We start from the raw sequence: 16,332 nt of genomic DNA, 5'->3' as shown, positions 1-16,332 counted from the left end.
CGGCCGGGGCGGCGGCACGTCCCGGAACCTCAGGGCCCGCCCGCGGGCTTCCGCAGCCGGGTCGGCGGCAGGTACTCCCGCAGCGGCGTCCGGTGCCACCACGCCCCGGTCGCGCGCAGCTCGCGCCAGGTCGTGTAGCGGTAGCGGTACAGCCGGGCGCGGACGTGGACCGGCGGCGCGTCCGGGAACGGATTGTGGGCGAGCAGCCGCAGGGTGTCCCGGTCGCCGTCGAGCAGCCGCTCGACGAAGGGCCCGAACCACGCGCGCGCGTACCCGGGGGAGAGCGCCGCGAACCACATCAGCCAGTCGAGCCGCAGGTGGTACGGGGCGAACTGGCGCGGCAGCCGGCGCGGGTCGCCCGGCTTGCCCCGGAAGCCGTACTCCCGCCAGACGGTGCCCTCGTGCGGCGCCGGGTCGTCGGTGCCCTCGACCACGATCTCGTCCCGGACCCGGCCCACCGTGCCGAACGCGCCGTAGCTGTTGACCAGGTGGAACGGGTCGTACGAGCGGTTCATCGCCTGGTGCCGGGAGAGCAGGTTGCGCACCGGGCGGTAGCTGCGGACCAGGACGAGGGCGGTCACGGCGACGACCAGGACGGCGTACCAGAGCGGCGGGTCCGGCCGCGGGCGGGCGCCGGTGAGCGGGGAGGCGTCCACGGCCGCGAGGGCGAGCACGATGGTGATCCAGTTCAGCCAGGCGAAGTTGCCCGAGAGCACCAGCCAGAGCTGGGTGACCACCATCAGGCCGGCCGCCACCGTGGCCACCGGCTGCGGGGCGAAGAGGAAGAACGGCACGACGAGCTGGACGACGTGGTTGGCCGCCGCCTCCGCCTTGTGCAGCGGGCGGGGGAGGTGGTGGAAGAACCAGCTCAGCGGGCCGGGCATCGGCTGGGTCTCGTGGTGGTGGCAGAGGCAGGTCAGGTCCCGCCAGCAGCGGTCGCCGCGGATCTTGATGAGCCCGGCTCCGAACTCGACCCGGAAGAGCAGCCAGCGCAGCAGCAGGAGCACCAGGAGGGGCGGGGCCGTGTCGTCGTTGCCGAGGAAGACCGCCAGGAACCCGGCCTCCAGGAGCAGCGACTCCCACCCGAAGGCGTACCAGGTCTGGCCGACGTTCACGATCGACAGGTAGAGCGCCCAGGGCACCAGCCACAGGAGCATCGACACCGGCAGCGGCACGGCGTCCCCGGCGCCCGCCGCCAGGGCGAGCGCCAGCGCGGCGCCGGTCAGGGAGACCGCCGCGAACAGGCGGTCGGAGTAGCGCCAGTGGAAGAGCGAGGGCGTGTGGCGGGGACGGGTCCGGCGCACGTACTCCGGCACCGGGAGCATGCCGCGCTCCCCGATCAGCGCCCGGAACTGGAGGGCGGCCGACAGGAACGCCACGAAGTACAGCCCGGCCAGGCCGCGCTGGAAGACGATCCGGGCCGGCCAGAGGCCGGGCGCCGTGAACCATTCCATCGTCTCCAGTATCGGCCCGGGGTCACGTCCTGACGAGGCGCCGCAGGGTCCGGGCGAGCCGGCGGGCGTACGCGCGCTGGAGGAGGGGGACCAGGGGCCCGGCGAGCCGGGTGTACCAGGCGGCGGGGCGGCTGAAGGCGGTGACGGTGAACCGGACGGCGCCGTCGGGTTCGAGCGTCACGAGGAAGGACTCCTCGCCGCACTCCGGATGGCCGGCGAGGGTGCCGTACGCGAAGCCGGTGCGGTCCTTCTCGTACGCCGTCCAGATCACCGCGCAGGGGACGGCGATCCGGAGGCGGCCGACGCCCGCCGAGACCTCCACGCGGACGCCGGGGCCCGCGCGGTCGGCGTCGGCCAGCAGGCGCGCGCCGGAGCGGCGGTGCATCCGCCAGGCGGTGACGGCGGTGCCCGCCGCCGCGAAGGCGGCCGGGCCGTGGCCGACGACCGCGCCGTACCGCAGGTGGTGGTAGCCGTCGGGGAGCGCGTCGGGGGTGCGGGTGGCGCCGACCTCGCGGTAGGTCGGGCCGGGGCGGTGGCGGTCGGTCCGGGAGAGGTCCTTCAGGAGGCGGGTCATGCCGGGGACTCCGTTCGCGGGTGGGCGGGGGCGGCCGGTACGGCGGGGGCGTGGCCGGCGTGCAGGCGCCGGCGGGCGAGCAGGGCGCAGACGGCGAAGCCGAGGGCGTTGCCCAGGCCGTGGGTCGCGGCCATCCAGGTCAGGTCGAGGTGCGGGAGGCCGGTGGCCTCGCCGAGCGCCCAGTTCAGGGCGAGCAGCATGGTGGCGGCGAGGACCAGGGCCGAGACGGCGAGCAGGGCGCGGGTGGGGCCGTCGGCCGCGAGGGCGCGGCGCTCGCGCAGGGTCAGGACGGAGACCGCCGTCATGCCGGCGGTGAGGACGACGGCGCCGGCCAGCTCGGCCCAGTCGTCGACGAAGTAGCCGATCAGGACGAGCAGGGTGCCGGCGGGGACGCTGAGCGCGGCGAAGCGGGCGGTGGGGCCGTCCTCGGGGGCGCGGCAGACGAGTCCGGCGACCAGGGCGGCGGCGAAGCCCGCGAAGTGGAAGTGCGGGACGGTGAGCGCGAGGATGTCCGGGTCGAAGCCGAAGAGCGGGTACGAGGCCCGTTCCGCGACGAGCGCGAGGCCGGCGACCGAGGGCGCGAGCAGGGCGGTGAGGACGGCGACCTCCCTCGGCCGGAGCGAGCGGGTCAGCATCAGCCGGGCCGGTGCCTGGCACGCGAGGGCCAGGGTGGCGAGGGCGTAGACGGCGGCGAGGCCGGCCGAGAGGCCGGAGCGGGGCAGCCAGAGGGAGAGCGCCCCGGGGGCGGCGAGCAGCGGCCAGGCACGCCGGAGCCGGTCCCATCCGGGCGGTCTCGGGCCGTCGAGGAGCGCGAGACCCGTCGGCACCACCCAGAACATCCCGATCATCACGACCGGGGCCACCAGGATCGACAGAGCGGTCATGCCTTCACCCCTATTTGAACGCGTTCAATCGATGGAGTGAGCCTATGGCTTTTCTTGAACGTGTTCAAGTGCCTCTCCCCGGCCGGGTGACCCGGTCGGTCCCCCTCGGCTTGCGGGGGCCCGCCCGCTGCGACAGACATGAGGGACTGGCCGGAACCGGGCCCCGGGCCCGGGGGAGAGAAAGTCGGGAGAACCCAGGTGCGCTCACCCCTTCGCCGGACGCGGCGGACCCCCCTCGCCCCCCGCGACGCCGGGGCCGCCTCCCGCGACGGCGCGACCCCGCCGCGCGACGCCGCGACCGGCCCCCGCGACGGCGCGCGCCTCGCCGGGACCGCCCTCGCCTCGGCCCTGCTGCTCGCCGGCTGTTCCTCCGGGGGGACCGGCGCCGGGGGAGCGGGGCTGCCCGTCGCGGCCCCCGCCCAGGACGTCCTCCTCCAGTCGGCCGCCGCCCCCGGACCCGACCCCTTCACCGCCTCCACCGTCCGCAACACCGTCCGCCCCTCCGCCCCGCCCCCGGCCGCCGGGGAACGGCAGGCCCGCGAGGTCACCGGCTCCGTCCCGGGCCTCTACGGCGGCACCCGCGCCGTCGGCAGCTGCGACGTCGAACGACAGGCCTCCCTCCTCACCGGGGACGCCAGGAAGGCCCGCGCCTTCGCCGAGGCCGCCGGCGTCCCCGAGACCGGCGTCGCCGACTGGCTGCGCGGCCTCACCCCGGTCGTCCTGCGCGTGGACGCCCGCGTCACCGGCCACGGCTACCGCGGCGGCCGGGCCACCGCCCACCAGGCCGTCCTCCAGACCGGCACGGCCGTCCTCGTCGACCAGTACGGCTCCCCGCGCGTCCGCTGCGCCGCCGGCAACCCGCTCCGCGCCCCCGCCTCCGACCGGGGCGGCGTCTACGTGGGCGTCCCCTGGGACGCCTTCGACCCCGACCACGTGGTCGTCGTCCGCCCGACCGGCACCGTCGTCGCCGGCCTGGTCATCGTGAACGCCACCGACCGCACCTGGATCGAGCGCCGGACGGGCAGCGACGGCGAGGAGGACCGGAAGCCCGCCGTGGAGCCCTCCTGCGACCCGGACGCGTGCCTCCTGGACGGCGCCGGCACGCCCGACCCGGACGCCTCCGGCCCGGCCACGCCCAGCGCCCCCGACCGCTCCGGCCCGTCGGAGCCCGTACCGCCGCCGCAGGACCCGCCGACCCCCGACGGCCCGACGGACCCCGCCCCCGAGGCCTCCGACCCGTCCACGCGACCGGACCCCAGCACCGAACCCCTCCCCGACCCGTTCGACGAGCCGTCCGCCCCGCCGGACGGGGAGCTGCCGCCCGAGGAGATCCTCCCGCCCGAGGTGGTGCCGGACCAGCCCGAGACCTACGAGGCCTTCGAGGGGTGAGCCCGGAGGGACGGATCCGACGGGCCGGCCGGATCTTCGTGGTGCGCACGGCCGGGGCTGCGCCTAGCGTGGCCCCATGAGCGCGGGCAACGGGGGCGGGGGGGCGGGCGGCCCGGTCCGCCGTGCGCCGGAGGGGCCGCCGGACGGAACCCCGATCCTGTCCGAGTACGGCTTCGCCTTCCGGATGGGCGGCTTCGACTGGGACCTGCTCGCCGGGACGATGGAGATGGACGACGCCGCCCTCGCCGTCTTCGACATGGACCGCGAGGAGTACGACGGGCGCCCCGTGTCCCTGAGCCCGCGGGTGCTCCCGGACGAGGGCAGCCGCCTCGACGCCCTGGTGGCGCAGGCGCTCAAGGACGGCAGCGACCAGTACGGCGCGTACTTCCGCATCCGCCGCCGCGACGGCGCCCACCAGTGGACCCACACCCAGGGGATCGTCCACCGCGACGACACCGGCCGGCCCGTGCGGATCGTCGGCGTCCTGCGCGACGCCACCCACGAACTCACCGAGTCCGCCGCCCGGCTCGGCCTCGACGAGGGGCGCCGCAAACGCGCCGGCGTCGTCGAGGGCACCACCGCCGCCCTCGCCCACGCCCGGACCGTCAAGGACGTCATCGACCTCCTCAACGACTCCCACGCCCTCGAACACTTCGGCGCCGCCAGCCTCGTCATGGGCCTCCTGGAGGCGGGCCGCATCCACCTGGTCGCCGAGGGCCCCGAGGGCGCCTTCGTGCCCGGCACCCGCTTCACCCGGGTGGACGAGCCGTACCCGATGAGCGAGGTCATCCGCACCCTGCGCCCCCGGTTCATCGACTCGCCGCGCGACTTCTCCGAGTCCTACCCGGTGCTCTGGCCGCACATCAGCGGCCTCGGCGTCACCGCCGCCGCCTACCTCCCGCTCATCGCCCAGGCCCGCCCGATCGGCGCGCTCGGACTGCTCTACCGCGACCGGAGGGGCTTCAGCGAGGACGAGCGGACCCTGCTCGTCGCCCTCGGCAGCAGCATCGCCCAGAGCCTCCAGCGGGCCATGCTGTACGAGCAGGAGCACGACCTCGCCGAGGGGCTCCAGCAGGCCATGCTGCCGCGCCGGATCCCCGAGGTGCCCGGCGCCCGGACGGCCGTCCGCTACCGCTCCGCCCGGCTCGGCCGGGACATCGGCGGCGACTGGTACGACGTCATCGCGCTGCCCGGCGGACGGGTCGGCGCCGTCATCGGCGACGTCCAGGGCCACGACACCCACGCCGCCGCCGTCATGGGCCAGCTCCGGATCGTGCTGCGCGCCTACGCCGCCGAGGGCCACACCCCGGCCACGGTGATGGCGCGGGCCTCCGTCTTCCTGCACGAGCTCGACACCGAACGCTTCGCCACCTGCACGTACGCCGAGGTCGACCTCCGCACCGGAGTCGTCCAACTGGTCCGCGCCGGGCACGTCGACCCGCTGATCAGGGAGTCCGACGGCCGCTGCCGCAGGCTGCCGGTGGAGGGCGGCCTGCCGCTCGGGCTCTCCGCGGAGTTCGGCCGCCTCGACTACCCGGTCACCACCCTCGAACTCGACCCCGGGCAGACCCTGCTGCTCTACACCGACGGCCTCGTGGAGAAGCCGGGCGCCGACCTCGACGAGGGCCTCCAGTGGCTCTCCTCCCTCGTCCGGCGCGGCCCCGCCGACCTCCAGGAGCTCGCCGACCACCTGTGCGACGTGGTCGCCGAGCGGGGCGGCGAGGACGACGTCGCGATCCTGCTGCTGCGCCGCCACGGCACGTACGCCGCCCCCGGCGCCGGCCGGTTCCAGCAGCACGTGGCCCAGAGCGACCCGGAGGCGCTCAGCTCGGCGCGCCACATGATCAGGGCCGCGGTCCGCGCCTGGGGCGCGGGGGAGCGCGCGGACGAGATCGAGCTGGTCGCCGACGAACTGATGACCAACGCCCTGATGCACACCGACGGCGGGGCGATCGTGACCCTGCGGGTCCTGCCCGGGCCCACGCGGCGGCTGCGGGTGGAGGTCGAGGACCGCTCCAGCGCCCTGCCCCGGCGCCGCGAGGCCGGCGAGGCGGGCGTGTCCGGCCGGGGCCTGCTCCTGGTCGACCAGCTCTCCGACGCGTGGGGGGTGGAGTCGCGGGGCGGCGGCAAGTGCGTGTGGTGCGAGTTCGTGGTGGAGAGCGTCGTCCCGGACACGGGGACGGATACGCAGACGCAGAGGGATACGAAGACGGAGAGGGAGCCGGAGACCTGAGGACGTTCTCCGGACACCCGAGAGCGCACACGGCCGAGGGTATTTACGGAGCGTTAACCGACCGTGCTTGACCGTAACTGTTCGTGCGCGATTGACTGCGGTCTTCCACCCCTCCGCGCAGGACGTGAGGACACCCGTGACCACCGAGCTCCTGGCCCCGCTGGACCTGGCCTTCTGGCACCTGGAATCCACCGCCCACCCCCTGCACCTCGGTGCCCTCGCCCACTTCGGCCCCGTGCCCGCGCCCCCCGGCGGCGAACCGGCCGACGTCCTGGACCTGCTCGCCCGCCGCGCCGCCGCCGTGCCCCGGCTCCGGATGCGCGTCCGCGACGTCCTGCTCCCCGTCGGCGGCTCCGCCTGGAGCGCCGATCCCGACTTCGACGTGCGCCGCCACGTCCGCGAGGTCGCCCTCCCCGGCGCCGACTTCCCCGCCGAGACCGCCCGGCTCGCCGCCGAACTCATGGAGCGCCCCGTCGAGCGAGGTCTGCCGCCCTGGGAGATGTACCTGCTCAGCGGCGCCCCCGACGGCTCCTTCGCCGTCCTCGTCAAGCTCCACCACGCCCTCGCCGACGGCATGCGGGCCGTCGCCATCGGCGCCGGCATCTTCGACGAGATCGCCGCCGGACACCGCCCCGCGCGCCGCTCCCGCCCCGTGCCCCCGCGCCCCCCGTTCGCCGGGCTCCCCGGCCCCGGACGCCTCCTCGGCATCGCCCGGGACCGCCTCGGCGACCTCGGCCGGGCCGTCGAGGTCGGCGCCTCCGTCGTCCGCGCCAGCCGCCTCGACGGACGCCCCACCGCCGCCCTCGCCGCCCACTCCAGCGGCACCCGCCGGATCGCCACCGCGACCCTCTGCCTCGACCGCGTCCACCGCGTGCGCCGCGCCACCGGGGGCACCGCCAACGACGTCCTCCTGGCCGTCGTCGCCGGAGCCCTGCGCCGCTGGTTCGACGAGCGCGGCCTGCCACTGCCCGGAGCCGACCCCCGGGCCCTCGTGCCCGTCTCGCGCCGCCGCCCCGGAGCCCCGCCCGGCCCCGGCAACAGCCTCTCCGGCTACCTCCTCGACCTGCCCGTCACCGAGCCCGACCCGGCCGCCCGGCTCGCCGCCGTCCGGCGCGCCATGGACCGCAACAAGGCGGCGGGTCCCTTCCGCGGCGCCGGGGCCGTCGCCCTCCTCGCCGACCGGCTGCCCCCGCTCGCCCACCGCTTCGGCGCCCCCTTCGCCTCCGGCGCCGCCCGCCTCCTCTTCGACCTCCTGGTCACCCAGGTCCCGCTGCCCCGCTCCGCGCTCTCCCTCGGCGGCGCCCCGCTGCGCGCGCTCTTCCCCATGGCGCCGCTCGCCCGGGGCCAGTCCCTCGCCGTCGCCATGTCCCCCTACGACGGCCGGGTCCACATCGGCCTCGTCGCCGACGGCGCAGCGGTCCCCGACCTCGACGCCCTCGCCGCCGCCCTCACCACCGAACTCGACCTCCTGGACCCGCCGGGGGACGACACGAGGGCCTGACGCCCCCCGCGGGACGGGGGGTGTCTGCCGCATGCCCGCGGCGTCGCGGCGTCCGGCACGCGCCCTCGCCGCGTTGCCGAAGCACCCACGTGGCTCCGCCACGAGGGCACTCCGGCGCCTTGCGATCGCACGCACCGGACGCCGCTCCTTCTCCCGCGCTCATGCGGCAGGCACCCCCTAGACTCCGCCGCATGCTGCGCGTACTGGCCGTCGACGACGAGGAACCCGCCCTCGGGGAGCTGCTCTACCTGCTGCGCGCCGACCCGCGCGTCCGCACCGCCGAGGGGGCGGGCGACGCGACCGCGGCGCTGCGCAGGATCGGCCGCGCCCTGGAGTCGGGGCCCGACGGCGGGGACGCCGTCGACGTCGTCTTCCTCGACATCCACATGCCCGGACTCACCGGCCTCGACGTCGCCCGGCTGCTCGCCGGCTTCGCCCGGCCCCCGCTCGTCGTCTTCGTCACCGCGCACGAGGGCTTCGCCCTCCAGGCCTTCGACCTGAAGGCCGTCGACTACGTCCTCAAGCCGGTGCGCCGCGAGCGCCTCGCCGAGGCCGTCCGCCGCGTCCACGAGCTGGTCCACGCCACCGCCGCGCCCGCCCCGGCCGCCGCGTCCGAGCAGATCCCCGTGGAACTCGGCGGCGTCACCCGGTTCGTCCCCGTCGACGACATCGCCTACGTCGAGGCCCACGGCGACTACGCCCGCCTCCACACCGACCAGGGCAGCCACCTCGTCCGCATCCCGCTCTCCGCCCTGGAGGAGCGCTGGGCGGACCGGGGCTTCGTCCGCATCCACCGCAGCCACCTCGTGGCCCTCGCCCGGATCGACGAACTGCGGCTCGACGGCGGCGCCACCTCGGTGCGGGTCGGCGACACCGACCTCGCCGTCAGCCGCCGCCACGCCCGCCCGCTCCGGGACCTCCTGATGCGCCGGGCCGGCGGCTGACCCCGTATCCCCGTATCCCGTACCTCCGTGTCCCGTACCCCCGCACCTCCGTCGCCGCAGGTCTACCGCCTTCCGACCCCGCTGCGTAGACTCCACGCGTCCCGGGCCGCGCCGCCCGCACCCTCCCCCGAAGCCCAGAGATGCCGGAGCGGACGCCGATGTCCGAGCACCACCCGCCGCGCAGACCCCGGCGCGAGACCGTCACCCACGCCTCCGCCCACGGCGCCGCGGGCGCCCCCGGACCCGCCGGACGGCGCCCCGCCCATCCGCCGGCCCGCTCCGAGATCGACGAGCAGACCACCCTCGGGCACACCTACGTCCGCTCCCTGATGCGCAGCCAGCTCCGCGCCGCCCTCACCGCCCTCGGCGCGCTCGCCCTGCTCGTCGGCTCCCTCCCGCTCGTCCTCGCGCTGCCCGCCCCCGAGGCCCTGGTCTGGATCGCCCTCGGCGTCGGGGTGTACCCGGTCGTCTGGGGCATCGCCCACTGGTACGTCCGCCGCGCCGAGCGCAACGAACGCGACTTCACCGGCCTCGTCGAACGATGAGCCCCTCCGCGCGGACGCCCGCATGAACCAGACCCACGCGGTCGTCGCCGTCACCGCCGTCGTCCTCGCCACCGTCCTCATCGGCGCCCTCGGCCTGCGGATCTCCCGCACCACCTCCGACTTCTACGTCGCCTCGCGGACCGTCCGGCCGGGCCTCAACGCCGCCGCCATCAGCGGCGAGTACCTCTCCGCCGCCTCCTTCCTCGGCATCGCCGGACTCGTCCTCGTCCAGGGCCCCGCCATGCTCTGGTACCCGGTCGGCTACACCGCCGGCCACCTCGTCCTGCTCGTCCTCGTCGCCGCCCCGCTGCGCCGCTCCGGCGCGTACACCCTCTCCGACTTCGCCGAGGCCCGCCTCGAATCCCGGCGGGCCCGGCGGCTCGCCAGCCTCTTCGTCGTCGGCATCGGCTGGCTGTACCTGCTGCCGCAGCTCCAGGGCGCCGGACTCACCCTGGAGATCCTCACCGGCGCCCCCGACTGGGTCGGCGGCCTGCTCGTCGCCCTCGTCGTCACCGGCACCGTCGCGGCGGGCGGCATGCGCAGCATCACCTTCGTCCAGGCCTTCCAGTACTGGCTGAAGCTGACCGCCCTGCTCGTCCCCGCCCTCTTCCTGCTCGCCGCCTGGTACGGGGACGGGGCGCCCCGCGCCCGCTTCGACGCCCCCGCCGTGCTGCGCGGCCACACGGTCGTCCGGGTCGCCGACACGGTACGGATCGGGCTCGACGCCCCGCTGACCGTCACCGTCACCGGCAGCGTCGACTCCGTCCCGCACACCGGACGGACCGTCACCCTCGGGCCCGGCACCCACCACGTCCTCGGCGGCACCACGCTCGCCTTCGCGCCGGGCGCGGACCTCCCCGAGCGGGTGGCCGGCGGCGCCGACCCCCTCGGCTGGTCCCAGCCGCTGGCCGGAGGACGCGACGGGCACCAGCTCTACGCCACGTACGGACTGATCCTCGCGACCTTCCTCGGCACGATGGGCCTGCCGCACGTCGCCGTCCGCTTCTACACCAGCCCGCACGGCCGCGCCGCCCGCCGCACCACCCTCGTCGTCCTCGGGCTCGTCGGCGCCTTCTACCTCCTGCCGCCGCTCTACGGCTTCCTCGGCCGGATCTACGCCCCCGAACTCGCCCTCACCGGCTCCGCCGACGCCGCCGTCCTCGTCCTGCCCGACCGGATGCTCGGCGGGCTCCCCGGCGACCTGCTCGGGGCGCTCCTCGCGGGCGGCGCCTTCGCCGCCTTCCTCTCCACCGCCTCCGGGCTCACCATGTCCGTCGCCGGGGTCCTCACCCAGGACGTGCTGCCCTCCCGGGGCGTCCGGCACTTCCGGCTCGCGACCCTGCTCGCCACCGCCGTCCCGCTCGGCGCCGGGGTGGTCGCCTCCAAGGTGCCGGTCGCCGACGCCGTCGGCCTCGCCTTCGCGGTCTCCGCCTCCTCCTTCTGCCCGCTGCTCGTCCTCGGGATCTGGTGGCGGCGGCTCACCCCGCCCGGCGCGATGGCCGGGCTCCTGCTCGGCGGCGGCTCCGCCCTCGCCGCCGTCATGGCCACCCGCGCCGGACTCGCGCCCGGCGGCTGGCCGCACACCCTGATGGCCTGGCCCGCCGTCTGGTCGGTCCCGCTCGGCTTCCTCACCATGGTCCTGGTCTCCCTCGCCACCCCCCGCCGGATCCCGCCCGGCACCCCGGCGCTCCTCGCCCGCCTGCACCTCCCGGAGGAGATCACCGGGGCCGTGCCCGCCCAGGACGGCCGCCCGGATCCCCGGGCCGAGACCCGCCCGGACCTCCTTCCGGGGGCCCGTCCGGGCGTCCGCCCCCGCTCCCGTCCGGGAGCGCGCCGATGAGCGGCATCGCCCTCGCCGCCGCGGCCGCCGTCGGGGCCGTGCTGCTCGCCGCGGGCTTCGTCCTGGGCCGGTTCGCCGCCCGGCGCGGGGGCCGGGACGCCGACCCCGACCTCGGCACGCCCGTCGAGCGGGCCACCTTCCACACCCTGCACACCGCCTCGCTCGCCGCGCCCCCGCTGCGCGCCGGGCTCACCGAGGAGACCGCCCGCCGGGCCGCCCGCACGCTCCGCTCGCTGCTCGGCACCGAGGCGCTCTGCCTCACCGACCGGGGCGCGGTCCTCGCCTGGGACGGGCCCGGCGAGGACCACCACCGCGCCCACGTCCCCGCCCAGGCCGCCGAGACCCTGGAGACCGGCCGCAGCCGCTCCGCCGACTCCGGCTGCGCCGACCCGGCCTGCCCGCTGCGCTGGGCGGTGATCGCCCCGCTCACCGGCGAGGACGGGGTCCTCGGCGCGCTCGTCGCCTACGGTTCGCGGGAGTCGGCCGTCCTGGTGCGGGCCGCGACCGAGGTGGCCCGCTGGGTCTCCGTCCAGCTCGAACTGGCCGAGCTCGACCGCTCGCGCACCCGGATCGTGGAGGCCGAGATCAAGGCCCTGCGCGCCCAGATCTCCCCGCACTTCATCTTCAACTCCCTCGCCGCCATCGCCTCGTTCGTCCGCACCGACCCCGAGCGGGCCAGGGAACTCCTCCTGGAGTTCGCGGACTTCACCCGCTACTCCTTCCGCAGGCACGGCGAGTTCACCCAGCTCGCCGACGAACTGCGCTCCGTCGAGCAGTACCTCGCGCTCGCCGGGGCGCGTTTCGGCGACCGGCTGAAGGTGACCCTCCGGATCGCGCCCGAGGTGCTGCCGGTGACCCTGCCGTTCCTCTGCCTCCAGCCGCTGGTGGAGAACGCGGTCAAGCACGGCCTCCAGGACCGCGAGAAGGGCTGCCGGGTCGTCATCGCCGCCCGGGACGCGGGCGCCGAGGCCGTGGTGACCGTCGAGGACGACGGCATCGGCATGGACCCGGAGCTGCTGCGCGCCGTCCTGCGCGGGGAGCACCCGACGGGCGCCGGCATCGGCCTCTCCAACGTGGACGAGCGGCTGCGCCAGGTGTACGGCGCGGAGTACGGCCTCGTCATCGAGACGGGCGTCGGCGCCGGGATGAAGGTGACGGTGCGGGTCCCCAAGTACCGGCCGGGAGTGCACCCCTCGGCCCCGTGAGCCCCGGCCGTGCGTCCCGGTCAGCGCAGGTGGAGCGAGAGGTGGGCGAGCGGCAGGCCCAGCTTCCAGGCAGGCAGCCAGGTCTGCTCGGTGCCGTCGGCCGGGCACCCGGGGTCCGCGTCCGTCCGGCCGTCGAGGTCGTCGGCCCGGATCCAGGTGTCCCGCAGCCGCCGCCACGCGGTCTCCGCGAACGCCAGGTCGGGTCCCTCGCCGCCGCCCGCCCGCCGCCCGGCGAGCCGCTCCTCGACCCAGGGCGGCCAGGGGCGGTCGTACGCCGTGTGCCGCAGCCACTCGTCGACCCGGCCGGCGGGCGGCCGGTCCGGGTCCTCCGTGAGGTGGACGGTGAGGGCCAGGGCCTGGAGGCCGGCCCGGTACTCCAGCGAGCCGGGCGCCACGAGCGCGGCGGCCCGCAGCACCTCGTCCGCCAGGTACTCGGCGCACAGCCAGGACATCGGGACGGCGAGGCCGCCGCCGCTCGTGCCGCCGGCGCCGTTCGTGCTCTCGGGCAGCAACGCTCCCACCTTCTCCCGGACATGACCGCGCGTGCGGGGCCGTGTGAGGGGCCCGGACAACGGGGCCCGGGGAGAGCCTCCTCCGTACGGGGCGCCCGCGGGTCCCGCTTTGCTCAACTCGCCGGAGCGGTTTCGGACACGTTTTCCGGCCGGATCGGTACGGGTGGGATTCCGGTCACCGGAGGTGACGCGGGGGGCGCCGGGGGCGGGCCGGGGCCGGGATCAGCGCCCCGGCGCCGGTGCGGGGCCCTGGCGCGGGCGGTAGCCGGGCAGCGACCGGCCGAGCTGCCGCAGGGCGTAGTGGGACCGGGACTTGACGGTTCCGGCGGGGATGCCGAGGTCCACGGCGGCCTCGTTGACGGTGAGGCCGTGGAAGTAGAGCCGGACGAGCACCGCCCGGTGCTCGGGGCTCAGCTCCCGGACGGCCGCCCGCACGTCGAGGGCGGCGTCGGCGGACGCGGTGGCGTCGGCGGGGTCGGGCGTCACGGCGAGGACGCCGTCGCCGACCTCGGCGGGCCGGGCGAGGCGCGAGCGGCGCGCGTCGATGGCCAGGCGGCGGGCCACGGTGAAGAGCCAGGGGCGCATGGAGGCGTAGGGGCCGCCGAAGGCCTCCGGGTGCTGCCAGGCCCGTACGAGGGTCTCCTGCGCGAGGTCCTCGGCCCGCTGCCGGTCCCCGTGGGTGAGGCCGAGCAGGAAGGAGAGCAGCGCGGGGCCGTGGTCCCGCTGCAACTCCTCCAGGGTCCGTTCGTCGGTCGTCGCCGTCGTCATGCTGCCCACCTCTCCCGCGGCTCGTCGTCGGCCCGTATACGAACGCATCCGGACGGCGGGGGACAGGGAACGGACAGCGGTCTGCGACGAACGGTCGCACCGAGCGGCGAATGGTACGGCGAACGGTCGTACGGAGTCACCGCGTCCGTTTCGGTGGGGTTCGTGACTTCGTACGGCCCCGACCCTTGACTGCGGCTCCCACGCGAGATCTGTTCATCGGAACAGATGCTCGTCATACGAATCGGGTGGAGTGCCGCACATGACCTCACGCACCAGGCCCGCGGGGGTGGCGGCGCTCGCCGCCGTCCTGCTCGCGGCGGCGACCGGCTGCACCGGCGGAAGCGGCGGGAGCGGTCCGGCCGCGGGCGGCGCCACCCCGAGAGCCACCGCCCCGGGCACCGCCGGACCCTCCGCCGCCCCCGGCGCGGCCTCCGCGCCCGCCGGCTTCACCCTCGTGGCCTCCGGGGACGTCCTCCCGCACGACTCCGTCATCCGCCAGGCGGCCGAGGACTCCGCCGGCGGCGGCTACGACTTCCGCCCCATGCTCGCCGGGGTGAAGTCCGTCGTCTCCGGCGCCGACCTCGCCATCTGTCACATGGAGACCGTGTACGGGAAGAAGGGCGGGCCCTACACCGGCTACCCCGCCTTCAAGTCCCCGCCCGAGGTCGCCGCCGGACTCGGGGAGACCGGGTACGACTCCTGCTCCACCGCCTCCAACCACACCCTCGACGACGGCGCCGCGGGCCTCGGCCGGACCCTCGACGCCCTCGACGCGGCCGGCGTCCGCCACGCCGGATCGGCCCGCACCGCCGAGGAGGCCGCCCGGCCCACCCTGATGAAGGCGGGCGGCGCCACCGTCGCCCAACTCGCCTACACCTACGACACCAACGGCTACCCGCTCCCCGAGGGGCGGCCCTGGGCGGTCGACCTGCTCGACGAGCGGAAGGTGGTCGCCGACGCGCGCGCGGCCCGCGCGGCCGGCGCCGACGTGGTCGTGGTCAGCGTCCACTGGGGCACCGAGTGGCAGACCGAGCCGGACGAACGGCAGCTCTCCCTCGCCCGGACGCTGACCGCCTCGCGGACCGGCGGCCGCCCGGACATCGACCTGATCCTCGGCACCCACGCCCACGTCCCGCAGGCCTACGAGAAGGTCAACGGCACCTGGGTGGTCTACGGGATGGGCGACCAGATCGCCGGCGACATGATCAACCACCAGGGCGTCCACGACCCGCGCGGCAACCAGGGCAGCATCGGCCGCTTCACCTTCGCCCCGCCCCGGACCTCCGGCGGGCGCTGGGAGGTCACCAGGGCCGAGTTCGTTCCCCAGTGGTTCGACACCGGGCGCGGCCGGGTGGTCAACCTCGGCGCCGACACCGGCGGGGACCCGCGCCTGGCCGCGATCCGCGACACGATCCGGCGGGTGGTCCTCGGCCGGGGCGCCGCCGGGGACGGCCTCGCGATGGGCGAGTAGGACGCAGAGGGGGCTTCGGCCACCCTTCGGAGCCATCCGCCCAACGGGTGTTTTCGGGCGGGCGGCCGGTGTCGGTGGGCCGTGCGGACCCTCATCCGTACGAACCATTGGTCATGAAAAAGGATCAGATGCCCAGCGGGCGCCGAACAGTGCTGCGCCTCGCCGCCGCGCTCGGCGCCACCGCCACCGTCGGAGCCTTCGCCGCGGACCGGCTCGCCGCGCCCGACCGGGCCACCGGCGCCGCGCCCCGGCACGCCCCGGGGCCCGGGACCGCCCCGGGGGCCGCGGGCCCGGCCGCCGGGCCGGGGGCGGAGACCGCCCGGCTGAACCCGAACGCGTACCGCCTCCGGCCGATGACCGCCTACGCGCCCCCGACGTACCGGCGCGCGCTGCCGCCCGTGCGGCAGCGGCCCTTCCTCAGCGTGGCCGGCGCCGGCCGCTCGATGGTGCTGACCTTCGACGACGGCCCCGACCCCCGTCACACCCCCGCCATCCTCGACACCCTGCGCCGCCACGACTGCCGCGCGATGTTCTTCGTCTGCGGCGAGATGGCCGTCGAGAACCAGGACCTGCTGCGGCGGATGGCGGCGGAGGGACACGTCGTCGGCAACCACTCCTGGTCCCACCCCCTGATCCCCGAGCTGCGGCCCTCCCTCATCCGCGACGAGCTGGGCTCCACCAGCGAGGTCGTCGAACGGGCCCTCGGCACGGCCCCGCTCTGGTACCGCGCCCCCTACGGGGCCTGGAACCGGCACTCCTTCGAGATCGGCGCCGAACTCGGCATGGAGCCGCTCGCCTGGACCGTCGACACCCTGGACTGGAAGGAGCCCGGCACCGACTCCATCGTCCGCCGCGTCCTCGACGGCGCGGCCCCCGGTGTCGTCGTCCTCAACCACGACGCGGGCGGCGACCGCTCCCAGAGCGTCGCCGCGCTCCGCCGCTACCTGCCCGAACTCCTCGACGCCGGCTACCGCATCACCGTCCCCCGGCGCTGACCGCCCGCGCGAGGAGG

14 protein-coding genes are annotated in these 16,332 nt (G+C 76.2%); 9 read left to right on the top strand and 5 right to left on the bottom strand.

Annotation, left to right across the window (positions count from 1 at the left end; translation table 11 throughout):
- Positions 1 to 29: 29 nt before the first annotated feature.
- From ACIQKA_RS10760 to ACIQKA_RS10750, 3 genes are read right to left on the bottom strand one after another with little or no spacing between them, the layout of a single operon-like run.
- Positions 30 to 1,454, bottom strand: coding sequence for a lipase maturation factor family protein (locus ACIQKA_RS10760; protein ID WP_402540686.1), 1,425 nt, complete (start codon positions 1,452 to 1,454; stop codon positions 30 to 32).
- Positions 1,455 to 1,476: 22 nt separating this feature from the next.
- Positions 1,477 to 2,028 carry a DUF1990 family protein gene (locus ACIQKA_RS10755; protein ID WP_402540685.1) on the bottom strand — a complete coding sequence of 184 codons (552 nt, stop codon included), beginning with the start codon at positions 2,026 to 2,028 and terminating at the stop codon, positions 1,477 to 1,479.
- Positions 2,025 to 2,912: a YndJ family protein gene (locus ACIQKA_RS10750; RefSeq protein ID WP_402540684.1), complete on the bottom strand. Its 888-nt coding sequence runs from the start codon at positions 2,910 to 2,912 to the stop codon at positions 2,025 to 2,027. Before ACIQKA_RS10750 ends, ACIQKA_RS10755 begins: the two co-directional genes overlap by 4 nt.
- 198 nt (positions 2,913 to 3,110) lie before the next feature.
- On the opposite strand from ACIQKA_RS10750, the gene ACIQKA_RS10745 reads away from it, so the two are divergent.
- From ACIQKA_RS10745 to ACIQKA_RS10715, 7 genes are all read left to right on the top strand, one after another.
- Positions 3,111 to 4,301: a DUF6777 domain-containing protein gene (locus tag ACIQKA_RS10745; RefSeq protein WP_402540683.1), complete on the top strand. Its 1,191-nt coding sequence runs from the start codon at positions 3,111 to 3,113 to the stop codon at positions 4,299 to 4,301.
- Between the two features lie 76 nt (positions 4,302 to 4,377).
- A complete protein-coding gene (locus tag ACIQKA_RS10740; RefSeq protein ID WP_390108451.1) occupies positions 4,378 to 6,534 on the top strand; it encodes a SpoIIE family protein phosphatase in 2,157 nt (718 codons plus the stop codon).
- A gap of 136 nt (positions 6,535 to 6,670) precedes the next feature.
- Positions 6,671 to 8,035 (top strand): wax ester/triacylglycerol synthase family O-acyltransferase, encoded by a 1,365-nt coding sequence (locus ACIQKA_RS10735; RefSeq protein ID WP_402540682.1) that lies wholly within the window; start codon positions 6,671 to 6,673, stop codon positions 8,033 to 8,035.
- 191 nt (positions 8,036 to 8,226) lie between these two features.
- On the top strand, positions 8,227 to 8,979 hold the full coding sequence (locus ACIQKA_RS10730) for a LytR/AlgR family response regulator transcription factor (RefSeq protein WP_383154498.1): 753 nt from the start codon (positions 8,227 to 8,229) through the stop codon (positions 8,977 to 8,979).
- A gap of 158 nt (positions 8,980 to 9,137) precedes the next feature.
- Entirely contained in the window at positions 9,138 to 9,524 is a 387-nt protein-coding gene (locus tag ACIQKA_RS10725; RefSeq protein WP_383154496.1) for a hypothetical protein, read from the top strand.
- A gap of 22 nt (positions 9,525 to 9,546) precedes the next feature.
- Positions 9,547 to 11,364, top strand: coding sequence for a cation acetate symporter (locus ACIQKA_RS10720; protein ID WP_383446069.1), 1,818 nt, complete (start codon positions 9,547 to 9,549; stop codon positions 11,362 to 11,364).
- A complete protein-coding gene (locus tag ACIQKA_RS10715; RefSeq protein WP_383154491.1) occupies positions 11,361 to 12,569 on the top strand; it encodes a histidine kinase in 1,209 nt (402 codons plus the stop codon). The genes ACIQKA_RS10720 and ACIQKA_RS10715 overlap by 4 nt, the downstream gene beginning before the upstream one ends.
- Before the next feature lie 20 nt (positions 12,570 to 12,589).
- Here ACIQKA_RS10715 and ACIQKA_RS10710 read toward each other — a convergent pair whose 3' ends face one another.
- Together ACIQKA_RS10710 and ACIQKA_RS10705 are read right to left on the bottom strand one after the other, a co-directional pair.
- The gene (locus ACIQKA_RS10710) at positions 12,590 to 13,081 is read right to left on the bottom strand and encodes a hypothetical protein (protein ID WP_402540681.1); all 492 of its coding nucleotides are present in this window, start codon (positions 13,079 to 13,081) and stop codon (positions 12,590 to 12,592) included.
- Between the two features lie 222 nt (positions 13,082 to 13,303).
- Entirely contained in the window at positions 13,304 to 13,849 is a 546-nt protein-coding gene (locus tag ACIQKA_RS10705; RefSeq protein ID WP_402540680.1) for a sigma-70 family RNA polymerase sigma factor, read from the bottom strand.
- Between the two features lie 259 nt (positions 13,850 to 14,108).
- Here ACIQKA_RS10705 and ACIQKA_RS10700 point away from each other — a divergent pair, with 259 nt between their 5' ends.
- Positions 14,109 to 15,320: a CapA family protein gene (locus ACIQKA_RS10700; protein ID WP_402540679.1), complete on the top strand. Its 1,212-nt coding sequence runs from the start codon at positions 14,109 to 14,111 to the stop codon at positions 15,318 to 15,320.
- Positions 15,321 to 15,448: 128 nt separating this feature from the next.
- Positions 15,449 to 16,315, top strand: a complete 867-nt coding sequence (locus tag ACIQKA_RS10695) for a polysaccharide deacetylase family protein (protein ID WP_402540677.1) — start codon at positions 15,449 to 15,451, stop codon at positions 16,313 to 16,315.
- The last annotated feature ends 17 nt before the right edge of the window (positions 16,316 to 16,332 follow it).

It is taken from the genome of Streptomyces sp. NPDC092045 (assembly GCF_044756005.1).
Lineage (GTDB): Bacteria > Actinomycetota > Actinomycetes > Streptomycetales > Streptomycetaceae > Streptomyces.
This window is presented reverse-complemented; position numbering and strand designations above follow the sequence as displayed.

Bases quoted from the DNA above. Each gene is read 5' to 3' on its own strand.
- ACIQKA_RS10760 (WP_402540686.1), bottom strand. From the start codon at position 1,454: ATGGAATGGTTCACGGCGCCCGGCCTCTGGCCGGCCCGGATCGTCTTC.
- ACIQKA_RS10755 (WP_402540685.1), bottom strand. From the start codon at position 2,028: ATGACCCGCCTCCTGAAGGACCTCTCCCGGACCGACCGCCACCGCCCC.
- ACIQKA_RS10750 (WP_402540684.1), bottom strand. From the start codon at position 2,912: ATGACCGCTCTGTCGATCCTGGTGGCCCCGGTCGTGATGATCGGGATG.
- ACIQKA_RS10740 (WP_390108451.1), top strand. From the start codon at position 4,378: ATGAGCGCGGGCAACGGGGGCGGGGGGGCGGGCGGCCCGGTCCGCCGT.
- ACIQKA_RS10730 (WP_383154498.1), top strand. From the start codon at position 8,227: ATGCTGCGCGTACTGGCCGTCGACGACGAGGAACCCGCCCTCGGGGAG.
- ACIQKA_RS10725 (WP_383154496.1), top strand. From the start codon at position 9,138: ATGTCCGAGCACCACCCGCCGCGCAGACCCCGGCGCGAGACCGTCACC.
- ACIQKA_RS10720 (WP_383446069.1), top strand. From the start codon at position 9,547: ATGAACCAGACCCACGCGGTCGTCGCCGTCACCGCCGTCGTCCTCGCC.
- ACIQKA_RS10715 (WP_383154491.1), top strand. From the start codon at position 11,361: ATGAGCGGCATCGCCCTCGCCGCCGCGGCCGCCGTCGGGGCCGTGCTG.
- ACIQKA_RS10705 (WP_402540680.1), bottom strand. From the start codon at position 13,849: ATGACGACGGCGACGACCGACGAACGGACCCTGGAGGAGTTGCAGCGG.
- ACIQKA_RS10700 (WP_402540679.1), top strand. From the start codon at position 14,109: ATGACCTCACGCACCAGGCCCGCGGGGGTGGCGGCGCTCGCCGCCGTC.
- ACIQKA_RS10695 (WP_402540677.1), top strand. From the start codon at position 15,449: ATGCCCAGCGGGCGCCGAACAGTGCTGCGCCTCGCCGCCGCGCTCGGC.